The following is a 14,327-nucleotide window of genomic DNA, read 5'->3' as shown; positions in this document are numbered from 1 at the left end:
GGGACCACCATAGTCCGGATCAACGCGGTAACTGAAGCTGCCACGACCAGGAAACTTCCTGCGCACCCACCAACACGCGGAGTAGTCAGAGCGGCCATACCGCGAGAGCTTGGCCGAGCCAGGGCACCACGAGGATCACGGTGGGTAGCACCAGGAGGGCGACGGCGGCCGCCACCACGGCACCTGTGAGCATCCTGGACGGCCGCTGTGGGGCGGCGAGGCGAGCCGTCCGGCGCCGTCGTGAATCCTCTTCGGGCATGACTTCCTCCGCGAGGGGGACGGCGTCGGTCAGACGTTCGAGAGCGCCGCGCAGCGGAGCCGGGCCGGTGCGTTTGCTGGCGGCATCGTCGGCCACCATCTCCAGCAGCAGGTGTACGGCGTCCAGCGGCGCCCGGCTGCGCAGTGCGGCCGGGACCGCGCGGTAGAACGCGGTGAACGACTCCATCACCACCTCGTGCCGATGGCGCAGGTGGGTCTGCTCGTGCGCCAGCACGGCGTCGACCTGCTCCCGGTCGAGCAGGCGCAGCGCGCCGTCGCTGAGCACCACCCGCGCCTCCCGGCCGGGCACGCAGTACGCGAGCGGGAGGTTGCCCTGCAGCACCCGGACGTGGCCGGCGTCCAGCTCCTGCCGCTGCTCGGCCCGGTCGAGCAGGTCGACCAGCAGCCGGTGGCGCGCGCGGCGGGCCCGGGAGCGCCGGGAGACGCCCCACAGCGAGACGAGCAGCCGCAGCACGATGACCGCGGCCACGGCGAGGGCGCCGATCAGCGCGGCGGCGGCGACCGGCTTGCCGGAGCCGAGGGCGCGGGTCAGCTCCTCGGGGGCGGCGAGCACGACGCCGAGCGCGGAGAGCACGGCGGCGAGGGTGATCGCCTGCCAGAGCAGCACGGCGGCGGCGGGCGCCCGGTCGGGCCAGTGGGCCCGGGCGAGCGGGCCGGGGACGATCAGCGACAGGGTCAGCCCGAGCGCGCCGAGCAGCAGCGCGGTCATCCCTGCCGCTGGATGGCTTCGAGCGCGGCCCGCAGCGCCTCCGGCGGGAGCCGGCCGACGAAGTGGGCGAGCGCGGCGTCCTGATCGGGGGTGCCGCTCAGCGCGTCCATCATCAGGGCGGCGGTCATCTCGGCGCGGGACTGCATCGGCGCGTACTTGTAGGCGCGGCCGTCCTTGATCTGCCGGACCACACCTTTCTTGGCGAGCCGGTCGAGCACGGTCATCACGGTGGTGTAAGCGAGATCACGGTGACGCTCGCGGGCCAGCTCCTGGTGCACCTCGCGCACCGTCATCGGCAGATATGTCTCCCAGAGCACGGTCATGATCTCGCGTTCCAGGTCTCCCAGCGCCATATACCAAAGTCTACTGCACACCGTCGTACTACGCGGCATAGTATCTACTACGAGCCGTCGTAGATGGGGGGAACTACTCAATGGACGTGCTTGACCTGACCCGGTTGCAGTTCGCGGTGGTCACGATCTACCACTACTTCTTCGTGCCGCTGTCGATCAGCCTGGCGGCGGTCGCGGCCGGGCTGGAGATCACCTGGTTGCGCACCCGCGACGACAAATGGCGCGACCTGACCAGGTTCGTCGGCAAGCTGCTGATCGTCACCTTCGCCGTCGGCGTGGTCACCGGCCTGGTGCAGGAGTTCCAGTTCGGCATGGGGTGGAGCGCCTTCGCCAAGTTCTACGGCGACGTCTTCGGCCCGACCCTGGCGATCGAGGGGATGCTCGCCTTCTTCCTGGAGGCGACGTTCCTGGCGCTGTGGTATTTCGGGTGGGGCCGGCTGCCGCGGCTCGCGCACGCGGCGACGATCGTGATCGTCTCGCTGGGCACGATCCTGTCGGCGTTCATCATCCTGGCCGCCAACAGCTTCATGCAAAACCCGATTGCGTACGAGATGGACCCCGCCACCGGTCGCGCCCGTCTGACGTCCTTCACCGAGCTGCTGCTGAACAAGGTGAATCTGGCCGCCTTCCCGCACACGCTGTCGGGCGCGGCGATGATCGGCGGCGCCCTGCTGCTCGCGATCGCGGTCTGGCGGATGGCGGCCGAGCCGGCGCACCGCACGCTCGCCCGGCTGGGCGCGTGGGTGATGGTGGCGGGCGGGGCGGCGACGGCGCTGACCGGCGACCACCTGGGCAAGGTGATCACCTCGGTGCAGCCGATGAAGATGGCCGCCGCGGAAGCCCTCTACTCCTCCGCCTCCGGCGCGCCGTTCTCGATCTTCGCAACCGGCAAGCCGCTGCCCCAGTTCTCGATCGAGGTCCCTTACCTGCTGTCGATCCTGGCCAAGGGGTCCCCGACGGCCACCGTGCAAGGTATCGACGACCTCCAGGCGCAGTATGTCGCGCAGTTCGGGCCGGGCAGCTATGTGCCGATGATTCCCGTCGCATTCTGGACATTCCGCCTGATGATCGGCGCGGGGATGCTCGCGGCCGCGATCGGCGCGCTCTACCTCTGGCGTACGCGCAAAGGTCGTGAAGCTCCTCGCCGGCTCACCCGGTGGCTGCCGTTGATCCCGGTGCTGCCCGCGGCGGCGAACACGCTCGGCTGGATCTTCACCGAGACGGCCCGGCAGCCGTGGATCGCCTTCGGGCTCACCAAGGTCGCCGACGGCATCTCCCCCGGCCTGACCAGCGCCGAGGTGATCGCGTCGCTGGCCGGCTTCACCCTCGTCTACGGCGTCGTGGCGGTGGTCTGGTTCCGGCTGATCCGGCATCTGGCCCGGCAGCCGCTCGCGCCTTCCGCAGATATTTCCGACAAGTCGCCCGAACTCGCGCCGGTCTACTGAGGAGCCTCGTCGTGATCACCTTCTGGTTCTCGATCGTCGTGCTCGCCTGGGTGCTGTTCTTCGTCCTCGAGGGCTTCGACTTCGGCGTCGGCCTGCTCGGCCCGCTGCTCGGCCGGGACGACCACGAGCGCGGCGCGGTCGTCCGCACCATCGGCCCGTTCTGGGACGGCAACGAGGTGTGGCTGGTCGCCGCGATCGGTGTCACCTTCGCCGCCTTCCCGGCCTGGTATGCGGCCCTGCTCTCCGGCCTCTACCTGCCGGTCGCCGGGCTGCTGCTCTTGCTGGCCGTGCGCGGCGTCGCCCTGGAGTTCCGCGGCAAGGGCGACGGCCCCCGCTGGCGCCGCCGGTGCGACGCGTTCCTGGCGGTCAGCTCGGCCGCGATCGTGGCGCTGTGGGGCGCGCTGCTGGCGGTCTTCGTGCGCGGCCTGGCGCTCGGCCCCGACGGCTCGGTCCACGGCTCGGGCCTGGCACGCAGCCTCGCCCCGATCCTGACCTGGCAGTCCCTGCTCGGCGCCGGCGCCGCCCTGTTCGCGGCGCTGCTGCTCGGCACGACGTTCCTGGCGCTGCGCACCAGCGGCCCGGTCCGCCGGCGGGCGCGCGACCTGGCCCGGTGGCTGGGCGCCGGCGGGGCGGTCGCGCTGCTCGTCGCCGGCTTCGCCACGAGCTCCCGCCTCGTGCTGGCCGCCGCGGCCGTGTCCCTGGCCGCCGGCATGCTGGCCCGGCAGGGGCGCGAGGCCCTGGCGTTCGCGCTGACCTGCGCGGGCGTGGCCGGCTCGGTCGTCGCGGTGCTCCTGGCCCACGGCTCGGTCGTGCTGCCCAGCACCCTTGACGCGTCGTGGTCCCTGACCCGCATCGCCGCGGCGGCCACACCGTCGGCCCTGTCGCTGCTCACCGCGTTCGGCGTGGTGATCCTGCCCGGGGTGCTGGCCTACCAGGCGTACTCGTACTTCGTCTTCCGCCGCCGCGTCGCCAGCGAGCGGGTCCCGTCATGAGCCGCGCACCACTCGATCCCCGGCTGCTGCGGCACGCGAGCTCCAGCCGCTCGGGGATTGCCCTGCTCGCCGTGCTCGGTGCCGCCCAGGCCGCCGCGACGGTCTCGGTGGCGGTCGCCTTGGCCCTGCTCGTGGCCGGTCCTTTCCGGCATTTCACCGCGCCGCACCGGTGGGCCCTGGTCCTGCTGGCCGCCGCCTACGCCGCGCGGGCCCTGCTGTCGTGGGCCGAGCAGGTCGTTGCCGTGCGCACCGCGGCCCGGGTGACCGACGAACTCCGCCGCCGCCTCCTGGCCGTGCTGCCCCGCCGCGGCCCGGCGTGGGTCGCGTCCTTCGGGGCCGGCCGGCTCACCGCCGTGCTCACCTCGGGGCTGGCCGCCCTGCGCCCGTGGTTCGCCGGTTACCTGCCCGCCCTGATCCTCGGCGTGGCCCTCCCGCCGCTGGTCATCCTCGTGATGGCCGTCGTCGACCCGGCGTCGGCCCTGATCGCCCTCGCCACCCTGCCGCTGATCCCGCTGCTGGGCGCGCTGATCGGCTGGGCCACCGCGGCCCGCGCCCGCGAACGCTGGCAGGCCGACGCCCGCCTGGCCGGCCACTTCCTCGACGTGGTGCGGGGCCTGCCCACGCTGCGCGTCTTCGGCCGGGCGACCCGCCAGACCCAGGTCATCGCCGACCTGACCGACCAGCACCGCTCGGCCACGCTGCGGGTGCTGCGCGTCGCCTTCCTCTCGTCGACCGCCCTCGACCTGGTCGGCACGCTCTCGGTCGGCCTGATCGCCGTCGAGGCCGGCTTGCGGGTCGCGGCCGGTCACCTGTCGCTCGGGCCGGCCCTACTGGTGATCTTGCTGGCGCCCGAGGCCTAGCACCTCCCCAAGCCGCACCTCCCCAAGCCGCACCTCCCCAAGCCGCACCTCCCCAAGCCGCACCTCCCCAAGCCGCACCTCCCCAAGCCGCACTGTCCTCGGCGCCGCCTTCCTCGACCGCGCCCCCGTCGGCCACGCTTCCCTCGGCCGGGCGGAATCCGCGCCGGGCGGTCCGGCCGGGGTCACCGTGTCGGGGCTGCGTGCCCGCTATCTCGGCGCGACCGTCGACGCCCTCTCGTTGCCCGCGCTCACCGTCGCACCCGGCGAGATCGTCGCCCTGCGGGGCCCCTCGGGCGCCGGCAAGACCACCGCCTTGCGGGTGCTGGCCGGCCTGCACCCCGCCACGGCCGGGGAGTTCACCGCGCCGAGCCCGCTCTACCTGCCGCAGCGCCCCACCCTGCCGCACGCCCGCCGAGTGGCCGACCTGTTCCCGCCCGGATCCGCCGAGGCCGCCCTTGCCGCCGTCGGCCTCACCCTCTCCCCCGAGACCCCGCTGGGCGAACACGGCTCCGGCGTCTCGGCCGGCCAACGCCACCGCCTGGCCCTGGCCGCGGTCCTGCAGAAGGCGAGCGCCGCCCCCGCCACGCTCCTGCTCGACGAGCCCACCGCCCACCTGGACGCCGAAACGGAACGCCTGGTCATCACCCGCCTCCGAGAGACGGCAGCCGGGGGCTCAGCGGTCCTCGTGGTGGCCCACCGCTCGGCTCTGCTGGCCGCCGCCGACCGCACAGTCGACGTCGTCGCCCCTCGTCAGTCCGGCCCGGCCTCGACCGCCGACCCCGTCGCCCCTCAACCACCCGGCCCCGCCCCGACCGCCGACCCCGTCGCCCCTCAACCACCCGCCCCGGCCTCGACGGCCGACCCCTATGGGCCCTTGCCGTCCCTTTCCGGGCGGCGGCGTGTCCGCTCAACACCGGTCGCGGTGGCGCTCGGCAGCGGGTCGTCGCTCGCCGGACTGGTGCTCACCGGGGCGGCGGCCTGGCTGCTGGTGCGGGCGGCCACGCTGCCACCCGTGCTCACCCTCTCCGCGGCCGTGGTGCTGGTGCGGGGAAGCGCCGTGGCCCGCCCGCTCCTGCGCTACCTGGAACGGCTGGTCGCCCACGACGTCGCCTTCGCCCGGCTCGGCGCCCGGCGCTCCCGCGTCTACGCCGCGCTGATCCCCCGCGTGCCCGGCCCGCGCCTGCGCCGCCGGGGCGACCTGCTCACCCGGGTGGTCGACGACGTGGACGCCCGGGTCGACGGCCTCCTCCGCGGACGCCTGCCCGCCCTCGCCGCGGCCGCAACCCTGGCGATCGCCACCCTGACCGCCGTGGCGATCGCCCCGCCGGTAGCCGTCCCGCTGGCCATCGGACTGCTCACCACGGTCGTTCTCGCCCCCGCCCTGGCCGCCCGGCAGGCCGCGAACGAGGACGCCACCACCGCCACCGCCCGGACCCGCCTGCACGACGCGATGGTCGAGACCGTCGACGGCATCGAGGAGCTGCCGACCGGCAGCCGTGTCCCGGAGGAGCACAGCCGCGCCCTGGCCCGCCTGGAGTCCCGGGCCGCGCAGGCCGCCGGCCGGGCCACCGCGCTGGCCCACCTCGGCTGGGGAATCGCCGTCACCGGGGTCGCCTGGGCCCTGACCAACGCCGCCACCCTCTCCCCCGAGTGGACGGCCGTCCTGCTGCTGACTGTGGTAGCGCTCGGCGACACCGCATTGCCCCTGCCCGACGCCGCGACAGCCCGCCGTCGTGAGGCCGGTGCCGCCGCCCGCCTGGCCGACCTGACCAGCGCACCGATTCCCGCGGCGTTCCCGGCGGAGATTTCCGGATTCATGCCCGGCCGGGTGCTTGGCGACATCTCGTTGCGTGGCGTCAGCGCCGGCTGGGACAGCAGGCAGACTCCCGCGCTCCAGGATTTCGACCTCGACCTCCCGGCCGGCGCCCGGGTCGCGGTCGTCGGCCGCTCCGGTTCCGGCAAGTCCACGCTCGGGGCCGTGGTCGCCCGTCTCCTCGACCCGAGGGCCGGCACGATCATCGCCGACGGGCGTGACCTCCGGGCGCTGCCCGAGGAAGAGATCCGCGGCCGGATCGTGCTGGTCGGTGACGAGACCGGGCACATCTTCGCCTCGACCGTGCGCGAGAACCTCCGGCTGGCCCGGCCCGCCGCCACCGACCGTGAGCTCGTCGCCGCGCTGCGCCGGGTGCGCCTGGACGGCTGGCTGGCGACGCTCGCCGACGGCCTCGACACCTGGCTGGGCACCGGCGGCGCCACCATGTCCGGCGGTCAGGCGCGGCGGCTGGCCACCGCCCGGGCACTGCTCGCCGACCCGGAGGTGCTGATCCTCGACGAACCCACCGAGGGCCTCGACACCGACCTGGCCGAAGCCCTGATGGCCGACCTCCTCGACGCGGCCGCCGGACGCACGGTCCTGCTGCTGACCCACCGCCCCGAGGGCCTGGACCGGGTGGACGAGGTGATCGACCTGGAGAACACGCCCGTCGCCGCATAGGCAGGGCGAAGAACGCCTCGCAGGCCGCGGACAGCAACCGCGCCGGGGCACGGCCAGCCGGAGCGCCGCCAGCCGGGGCGCCCAACCGGGCCCCGGCCGCCGCTACGGCGCGGCCGCCACGGGAGCATGGCCGCCGCCGCGTGGGGCGCCGCCGGGTGGGGCGCCGCCGGGTGGGGCGCCGCCGGGTGGGGCGCCGCCGGGTGGGGCGCCGCCGGGTGGGGGCGCCGCCGTGTGGGCCGTGGCCGTCGCGTGGGCTGCGGGCGTCGTCGTGTCGGATCGGCCGAGGCGTGGGGAGCGCGGGCCTGCCGGGGCGGTGGGCTACGGGGCGTGTGGTGTCGCGCGCAGGCGGGCCGCGGCGTCCACTCGGTCCTCCTGGCGGCGGACCTCCCTCGCGCTGCCGATCAGTGTCCCGAGGAGGCCGATCACCAACGCGACGAGGATGCCCAGTCCGGCGTACGCCCAAGCGCCCTGCTTTCCGCCCAGGCCGAGCGGTCCGAGCAGGTAGCCCTGCCAGGACAGCCAACCGGCATACGTGTTGGTGACCAGGCCCCAGCCGATCGCGGTGCCGGCCAGGACCAGCGTCAGCGGCAGCGCGCGCACGTTGCCGTAGCGGCCGCGCGGGTCGAACAGCTCGGCCTCGGCGTAGTCGCGGCGGCGGAGGGCCACGTCGGCCAGCATCACGCCGCACCAGGCCGCGATCGGGACGCCGAGGGTGATCAGGAAGCCCTGGAACGTACCGATGAAGCTGGTGCCGAAGAAGACCACGTAGATGGTGCCGGCGATCATCAGGACGCCGTCGACGGCGGCGGCCACCGGGCGCCGGAGGCGGACGCCGGCGGTGAGCAGGGCCAGGCCGGACGAGTAGATGTCCAGGACCGCGCCGCCGATCAGGCCGAGCACCGCCGCGATCGCGAACGGCACCAGGAACCAGGTGGGCAGCAAGCTGGTCAACGCGCCGATCGGGTCGGCGCCGATCGCGGTCGACAGGTCCTTCGACGAGCCGGCCAGCAGCAGTCCGAAGGTCAGCAGGACGACCGGGCCGAGCGCTCCGCCGAACGTGGTCCAACCGAACACCCCCCAACCCGATGCCGTACGGGGCAGGTAGCGCGAGTAGTCGGCGGCCGCGTTCACCCAGCCCAGGCCGAAGCCGGTCATCAGGAAGACCAGCGCGCCGATCACCTGCTGGGTGGAGCCGGCCGGCAGCGCGGAGACGGTCGACCAGTGGATGTGGCCGGCGGCCAGCACCATGTAGACCACCGTGAGCACCGCCGTGACCACGGTGATCACCGTCTGCAGGCGCATCACCACGGTGAAGCCGGCCACCCCGGCCAGCACGGTGACGGCCGAGACCACGATCAGCGCGACCACCTTCGTGCCGGTGCCGCCGCCCCAGCCGAGCCGGGTGAAGACCGTGGCGGTGGCCAGCGTGGCCAGGATGACCAGCACCGTCTCCCAGCCCACGGTGAGCAGCCAGGACAGCGCGGCGGTGAGGCGATTGCCGTTCACCCCGAAGGCGGCCCGGGACAGCACCATGGTCGGCGCCGAGCCCCGCTTGCCGGCCAGCGCGATCACGCCGCACAGCGCGAAGGAGACGACGACGCCGATGATCCCGGCGATCACCGCCTGCCAGAACGAGACGCCGAAGGCGAGCGTGAAGGCGCCGTAGCTGATGCCGAGCACCGAGATGTTCGACGCGAACCAGGGCCAGAACAGCGATCTCGGCCGACCGGCGCGCGAGCTCTCCGGGACGACCTCGATGCCGATCAGTTCGATGCCGGTGCCGGCCATCACCGCCGGCGTGACTTGCTCGGTACGGGCCATCGTCCACCGCCTCGTGCGAGCCCTCTCAACAGGGCATCCACGCTCATCTTGCGCCGCCGCGGCCCGCGATCATAGATGTTTACAGCTGTCTACCGCACCACCACGCGCGTGGCCCCGGGAACTGGCCGGCAGGGCGCCCGCGACGGCCGCCCCGGAGGCGCTCGGCGATCTCGTCGAGTTGGACGATCAGCCCGGCCGGCTCGGCGACCGGCGGCAGGTCCCGCGTCTCCAGCAGCTCCGCCGCCCGCAGGCCGTGCGCGGCCACCGCCGCGGGCAGCGTCGCCACGTCCCAGACCGCCTGGACCCGGCCGGTCCGCTCCTCGAGCCGCAGGTACTGCTCCTGCTCGGTCGAGTCGGTCTCGCCGAGCGGACGCCGCCGGGCCACCACGATCGGCACCCCGCCCAGCCGCTGCACCAGCCGGACGGTCGCGCCGGCGTGGGTGATGACGATATCGGCCTCGGAAAGTCGCTGCCGCATTTCCGCGAGCGGAACATATCGCTCGTGCGGGCACGGCGGGACCACCGACGACGCGCCGGTCTGCACGAACACGTCGTGGTAGGCGCAGAGCGGCGCCACCGCGCTGATCAGGCGGTCGAACGGGCGGGACCCCATGCCGACGGTGACCAGCAGGACGGCCATCAGTAGAGCTCGCCGACGTAGACGCCGGGGCGGGACGGGCGCTGGGTCAACACCTCGCCGGCCAGCCGGGCCACCCGTGGCCGCGGCCCGGTCCGGGTGAGCGGCTCCACCCAGAGCGTCGGGATCCGCAGCAGGCGCGCCGCCCGGAAGAACGGGGTCGCCATCCGGCCGGCCGACACCAGCAGCTCCGGCCGTTCCCGGCGCAGCATTAGAAGCGCCCGCCACATCCCGATCGACTCCGGCGCCCAGGTCACCGGCAACCCGTCGAGGGCGATCGTCGTGTCCGCCGCGCGTTTCGCCACCCACGACGTCTCGTGCCGCTCCCACCAGGGGCGCAGCGCGACCAGGTCCAGCAGCACCCCGCCGCTCCCGGTGACCAGAAGCAACCGCATGGGCGCACACGCTAGACCGCCGCCGCCTTCCTGTGGATCCACTGTGGAGACGTCCCGCCTCCGGCCGATCAGGTGATGGTCTACCACTCCCGGATGAAGATCAGCTCCCGGGCCGGGCGATGGCCGGCCCTTCCGCCATGAAGATCAGCTCCCGGTGCGGGCGATGGCCAGCGCCTCCCGGATGAAGATCAGCTCCTGGGTCAGCAGGTCGATGCCGGGCGGCATGTGGCTTCCGCCCGGCAGCGGCAGCACGGTGTGCGGGCGGCCGGCCGCCAGCAGGGCCGCGGACAGCCGCAGCGTGTGCGCCGGATAGACGTTGTCGTCGCGCAGGCCGTGGATCAGCATCAGCGGCCGGGTCAGCCGCCGCGCGTCGGCGATCAGGGAACTGTTCTCATAAGTTCCGGCGTCCGTACGCGGGTCGCCGAGGAACCGCTCCTGCCAGTGCGTGTCGTAGAGCCGCATGTCGGTGACCGGCGCACCGGCGACCCCCACGTGGAAGACGTCCGGCCGGCGCAGCACCGCCAGCGCCGCGAGATAGCCGCCCGCCGACCAGCCGCGAATCGCCACGCTGCCCAGTTCCAGCGACGGATATCGCTCGGCGACGCCGTGCAGGGCGGCGATCTGGTCCTCGAGCAGCAGCGTCGCGCGGTCGCCGTGGACGGTCCGCTCCCAGCGCGGCCCGCGGCCGGGGGTGCCGCGCCCGTCCGCGACGATCACGGCGAAGCCCTGGTCGGCGAACCACTGGGACGCGTAATAGCGGTCCCGGTCGGCCAGCGCCCGCTGGTCGGCCGGCCCGCCGTAGGGATCCATCAGCACCGGCAGGCTTTCACCCCGCCATCCGGACGGGAGGAGCACGGCCGTCCGCAACTCGCGCTCACCGGTCCGCATCAAATTCACCTGCGGTACGACGGGGGACGTCGCCGAGAAATCCTTGACCGTACGGGTCGCCGCGTGGCCGTTCCGCGTCGTCGCGGTTACCGCGTGGCCGTCCAGGGTCGCGCTGCTGATGACGGTGGTCCCGGCAGTACGGATGCCGGAATGTATGCCAGCCGTAGTGGTGACCCGGGTCAGGCCGCCGGCCGGGGACCAGGTCCAGAGGTGTCGCTCGGTCGGCTCGTCGGTGGCCGAGAACAGCACCGTCTCGTCGTCGGCGCCGTGCACCTCGGAGACCTGCAGGCCGGCCGGGGTGACCGGGTTGCCGTCGACGGTCAGGTGCCGGGTGTCCTCGAGGTCTGCCGTCGCGACCAGGGCGCCCGAGGCGGTGCGGACGGGCACGCCGGGGACGATCTGGGTCCAGGCCGGGTCGCGGGACTCGGCGAGCGTGCTGACCCGGCCGGTGTCCGGGTCGACCGCGACCGTGCGCAACACCGTCTGCGGGCGGTTCTGCAGGACGGCGAGCAGGCCGTGCCGGTCCCAGACCACGTCCACCAGGTACTCGTAGTCGTCCCAGCCGAAGTCGACCGCGACCCGCTCGCCGCCGACCCCGTAAACCCAGAGCGTGACCAGCGCGTTGTTCGTGCCGGCGGCCGGGTAGCGATGCGCGGCCGGGGGCTTCTCCGGGCTGGCCGGGTCGCTCAGGTACCAGACGCCGACCGGCGCGTTGTCGACCCGCGCCACGGCGAGCCGGTCGCCGGCCGGGGACCACCAGTACCCGCGGTGCCGCTCCATCGACTCGGCCGCCACGTGCTCGGCCAGCCCGTAGGTCACGTCCGGGGACTCGGGCGTGGCCAGGGACCGGTCGTCCGCGCCGTCCGTCCCGATCAGACGTAGTTCGCCGTCGTGAACGTAGGCGACCCGCACGCCGTCCGGGCTGATCGTGGCGTCGGTCAGCGGGGTGCGCGCCGCCAGCGGGGTGACCGTGCCGGTCCGCATCCCGACCACGTACAGCTCCTCCCCGATCGTGCACGCTATGACCCGTACGGCCTGATCGAAGTTGTAGGCCGCGATGCCGGAACCCTGATCGCGTGCTCTCTCCCGCCGGGTCTGCTCCTGCGCCGAAGGCTCGGCCTCGGTCGTGCCGAGCGCGCGCGGATCGGCGAGCAGGCGCTCCGCCCCGGTCTCCAGGTCGAGCTGCCAGAGGCAGCGGACCGGGTCCTCACTCCCCCGCGAGCGCAGGAAGAACACCCGGCGCCCGTCGGGGGTCAGGGTGAGGCGCGTCGGACGGCCGAGGCGGAAGCGCTGGGTGCGGGCGAGGAGGCTCGGGTAGTTCGGGTGCGCGGGAGACATGCCCGCCAGTCTTCATCATCAACCGAGTCTTTCGATGACCGTCGCGTTCGCCGTGCCACCGGCCTCGCACATGGTTTGGAGTCCATATCGTCCGCCGGTGCGCTCCAGAACGCTCAGCAACGTGGTCGCCAGCCGCGCACCGCTGGCGCCGAGCGGGTGCCCGATCGCGATCGCGCCGCCGTCGACATTGACCCGCGCGGGATCGGCGCCGGTCTCCGCCTGCCAGGCCAGCACTACCGGGGCAAAGGCCTCGTTCACCTCGTACGCGTCGATGTCCTTGATGGTCAGACCGGCCCGGGCGAGGACCTTCGCCGTCGCCGGGATGATCCCGGTGAGCATGTAGATCGGATCGTCGCCGACCGCCGTCGCGGTGTGGATCCGAGCGCGCGGGCGCCAGCCGTGCTTGCGGGCGATCTCGCTGGTGGTGATGAGTAGCGCGGCGGCGCCGTCGTTGACCGGGCTGGAGTTGCCGGCCGTGATCTTCCAGTCGATCGGCCCGAACCGCTCCACCCAGCGCGGGTCCTCGAACGCGGTCCGCAGCGGCGCCAGCGTCTCGACCGTCGTGCCCGGCCGGATCGTCTCGTCGGTCGCCAGCTCGTTGACCGCGACGATCTGGGAGTCGAAATATCCGCGTTTCCCAGCATCGGCGGCCCGCTGGTGGCTGGTCGCCGAGAACTCGTCGAGCTGGGCGCGGGAGAGGTTCCACTTGCGGGCGATCAGTTCGGCGGCGATGCCCTGCGGGATCAGGCCGCCCGGGTAACGCCGCGCGAGGGCCGGGCCGCCCACGTCGGCGCGGCGGCCGTCGACGAGCGTGGACGAGCCGATCGGCACCCGGGACATCGACTCCACGCCGGACGCGATGACCAGGTCGTACGCGCCGGCGAGCACTCCCTGGGCGGCGAAGCTGAGCGCCTGCTGGCTGCTCCCGCACTGCCGGTCGACGGTCACGCCCGGCACCGACTCGGGGAAGCCGGCGGCGAGGGCGGCCAGCCGGGTGGTGTTGGCGGACTGTTCGCCGACCTGCCCGACCGCGCCGCCGATGATGTCGTCGAGGTCGGCCGGGTCGAGGCCGGGGGTGCGGTCGACGAGGGCGCGGAGGGCGTGCGCGTGCAGGTCGACGGGGTGGATGTCGTGGTAGGCGCCGGTGGGCTTGCCCTTGGCGATGGGGGTGCGGACGGCGTCCACGATGACTGCGTCTCGCATGCTGGCCTCCTCGGGTAGGTGGGTCCGGTTTCGCACGCCCGGCGAGATACTCGCTGAGCTAGTTACTCGCCCAGCGAGATACTCATTGAGCGAGATACTCACTCAGCGAGGCACTCGGCTGGCGTGCCCCGCTCGGGCGTCGCGCGCCGGCCCATCCCTTGACGGACCGATCGGTCCGATACTATGCGCTCGCCGGACCGATCGGTCCGTTACACTTGTCACTCATGGCACGGACGGAAGATCCCGCGGGACGCGAACGGATCCTCTCGGCGGCGACCGACCTGTTCTACGTGAACGGGGTGCGGGCGGTCGGCATGGCCGAGGTGATCGCCGCCGCCGGGTGCGGGAAACACATGCTGTACCGGCATTTCCCCAGCAAGGCGGCCCTGGCCGCGGCATATCTGCGACGCGTCCGGGCCGAGCGCGACAAATCCACCACCCGGGCGCTCGCCGCGGCGGCCGGCGCGAGCAAAACGACCAGCGCCGGAGACGCGGCGCGAGGGATCGGCACGACCCGGGCAGGAGAACAACTGGTCGCCCTGGTCGCCGAGGTCGCGGCCTGGGTGCAACGCCGCGACTACCGGGGCTGCGCGTTCCGGAACTACCTCACCGAGTTCCCCGCGGGCGACGACGAACCCGCCGCGGTCGCCCGCGACTATCTGCGCGACACCCGCCGGCAGGTCGACGAGTTGGTTGCCACACTCGGAAAACCCGGAGTCACCGGCGACCGGATCTGGCTGCTCATCGACGCCCTCTACGGCGGAACCGGCACACCACCCCAGGTCGCCGTCGACTGGGCGAAGGAACTGGTGACCTAGTACGGCAGCCGCCATTCGTGATCATGGCTGGAATTCGAGGCTGAGGCGGCGGGCGTAGTGGGCTCGTCTGGCTCGTGCCTGGTGCTGCAGTCGCC

Annotated in this window: 12 protein-coding genes; 5 read left to right on the top strand and 7 right to left on the bottom strand. The window is 73.3% G+C overall.

The genetic code is table 11. The features are described 5' to 3' along the window. Positions 1 to 85 precede the first annotated feature (85 nt). Entirely contained in the window at positions 86 to 988 is a 903-nt protein-coding gene (locus IH26_RS0145655) for a M56 family metallopeptidase (RefSeq protein ID WP_030442567.1), read from the bottom strand. Next, the gene (locus IH26_RS0145650) at positions 985 to 1,341 is read right to left on the bottom strand and encodes a BlaI/MecI/CopY family transcriptional regulator (protein ID WP_030442566.1); all 357 of its coding nucleotides are present in this window, start codon (positions 1,339 to 1,341) and stop codon (positions 985 to 987) included. Before IH26_RS0145650 ends, IH26_RS0145655 begins: the two co-directional genes overlap by 4 nt. An 80-nt stretch (positions 1,342 to 1,421) precedes the next feature. Here IH26_RS0145650 and IH26_RS0145645 point away from each other — a divergent pair, with 80 nt between their 5' ends. The 4 genes from IH26_RS0145645 (at position 1,422) to cydC (ending at position 7,132) form a co-directional block, all read left to right on the top strand. Continuing rightward, positions 1,422 to 2,786: a cytochrome ubiquinol oxidase subunit I gene (locus tag IH26_RS0145645; protein ID WP_030442565.1), complete on the top strand. Its 1,365-nt coding sequence runs from the start codon at positions 1,422 to 1,424 to the stop codon at positions 2,784 to 2,786. An 11-nt stretch (positions 2,787 to 2,797) separates the two neighbouring features. Continuing rightward, positions 2,798 to 3,778, top strand: a complete 981-nt coding sequence (gene cydB, locus IH26_RS0145640) for a cytochrome d ubiquinol oxidase subunit II (RefSeq protein ID WP_030442564.1) — start codon at positions 2,798 to 2,800, stop codon at positions 3,776 to 3,778. After that, a complete protein-coding gene (locus IH26_RS64335) occupies positions 3,775 to 4,638 on the top strand; it encodes an ABC transporter transmembrane domain-containing protein (RefSeq protein ID WP_051809727.1) in 864 nt (287 codons plus the stop codon). Before cydB ends, IH26_RS64335 begins: the two co-directional genes overlap by 4 nt. Before the next feature lie 187 nt (positions 4,639 to 4,825). After that, the gene (gene cydC, locus IH26_RS54835) at positions 4,826 to 7,132 is read left to right on the top strand and encodes a thiol reductant ABC exporter subunit CydC (RefSeq protein WP_084599713.1); all 2,307 of its coding nucleotides are present in this window, start codon (positions 4,826 to 4,828) and stop codon (positions 7,130 to 7,132) included. A 318-nt stretch (positions 7,133 to 7,450) separates the two neighbouring features. On the opposite strand, the gene IH26_RS0145630 is transcribed toward cydC, so the two are convergent. The 5 genes from IH26_RS0145630 to IH26_RS0145610 all read right to left on the bottom strand — a co-directional run bounded on the left by IH26_RS0145630 (position 7,451) and on the right by IH26_RS0145610 (position 13,414). Continuing rightward, positions 7,451 to 8,953, bottom strand: a complete 1,503-nt coding sequence (locus tag IH26_RS0145630) for a purine-cytosine permease family protein (RefSeq protein WP_245665983.1) — start codon at positions 8,951 to 8,953, stop codon at positions 7,451 to 7,453. Positions 8,954 to 9,032: 79 nt separating this feature from the next. After that, positions 9,033 to 9,593 carry a hypothetical protein gene (locus IH26_RS0145625; protein ID WP_030442562.1) on the bottom strand — a complete coding sequence of 187 codons (561 nt, stop codon included), beginning with the start codon at positions 9,591 to 9,593 and terminating at the stop codon, positions 9,033 to 9,035. Further along, complete coding sequence (locus IH26_RS0145620; RefSeq protein WP_051809725.1) at positions 9,593 to 9,985, bottom strand: hypothetical protein; 393 nt, start codon at positions 9,983 to 9,985, stop codon at positions 9,593 to 9,595. The genes IH26_RS0145625 and IH26_RS0145620 overlap by 1 nt, the downstream gene beginning before the upstream one ends. A 144-nt stretch (positions 9,986 to 10,129) precedes the next feature. Then, positions 10,130 to 12,211 (bottom strand): S9 family peptidase, encoded by a 2,082-nt coding sequence (locus tag IH26_RS0145615; RefSeq protein WP_030442560.1) that lies wholly within the window; start codon positions 12,209 to 12,211, stop codon positions 10,130 to 10,132. A gap of 18 nt (positions 12,212 to 12,229) precedes the next feature. Then, positions 12,230 to 13,414, bottom strand: a complete 1,185-nt coding sequence (locus tag IH26_RS0145610; RefSeq protein WP_030442559.1) for a thiolase family protein — start codon at positions 13,412 to 13,414, stop codon at positions 12,230 to 12,232. 224 nt (positions 13,415 to 13,638) lie between these two features. Here IH26_RS0145610 and IH26_RS0145605 point away from each other — a divergent pair, with 224 nt between their 5' ends. Next, positions 13,639 to 14,232: a TetR/AcrR family transcriptional regulator gene (locus IH26_RS0145605; protein ID WP_030442558.1), complete on the top strand. Its 594-nt coding sequence runs from the start codon at positions 13,639 to 13,641 to the stop codon at positions 14,230 to 14,232. Positions 14,233 to 14,327: the final 95 nt, after the last annotated feature.

Source organism: Actinoplanes subtropicus, assembly GCF_000721705.1.
GTDB classification, from domain to species: Bacteria; Actinomycetota; Actinomycetes; order Mycobacteriales; family Micromonosporaceae; genus Actinoplanes; species Actinoplanes subtropicus.
Note: the sequence above shows the minus strand (reverse complement) of the source record. Positions and strands in the feature narration are given on the sequence as shown.

Coding starts and splice junctions, on each gene's coding strand:
- IH26_RS0145655 (WP_030442567.1), bottom strand. CDS start 988: ATGACCGCGCTGCTGCTCGGCGCGCTCGGGCTGACCCTGTCGCTGATC.
- IH26_RS0145650 (WP_030442566.1), bottom strand. CDS start 1,341: ATGGCGCTGGGAGACCTGGAACGCGAGATCATGACCGTGCTCTGGGAG.
- IH26_RS0145645 (WP_030442565.1), top strand. CDS start 1,422: ATGGACGTGCTTGACCTGACCCGGTTGCAGTTCGCGGTGGTCACGATC.
- IH26_RS64335 (WP_051809727.1), top strand. CDS start 3,775: ATGAGCCGCGCACCACTCGATCCCCGGCTGCTGCGGCACGCGAGCTCC.
- IH26_RS0145630 (WP_245665983.1), bottom strand. CDS start 8,953: ATGGCCCGTACCGAGCAAGTCACGCCGGCGGTGATGGCCGGCACCGGC.
- IH26_RS0145625 (WP_030442562.1), bottom strand. CDS start 9,593: ATGGCCGTCCTGCTGGTCACCGTCGGCATGGGGTCCCGCCCGTTCGAC.
- IH26_RS0145620 (WP_051809725.1), bottom strand. CDS start 9,985: ATGCGGTTGCTTCTGGTCACCGGGAGCGGCGGGGTGCTGCTGGACCTG.
- IH26_RS0145615 (WP_030442560.1), bottom strand. CDS start 12,211: ATGTCTCCCGCGCACCCGAACTACCCGAGCCTCCTCGCCCGCACCCAG.
- IH26_RS0145610 (WP_030442559.1), bottom strand. CDS start 13,414: ATGCGAGACGCAGTCATCGTGGACGCCGTCCGCACCCCCATCGCCAAG.
- IH26_RS0145605 (WP_030442558.1), top strand. CDS start 13,639: ATGGCACGGACGGAAGATCCCGCGGGACGCGAACGGATCCTCTCGGCG.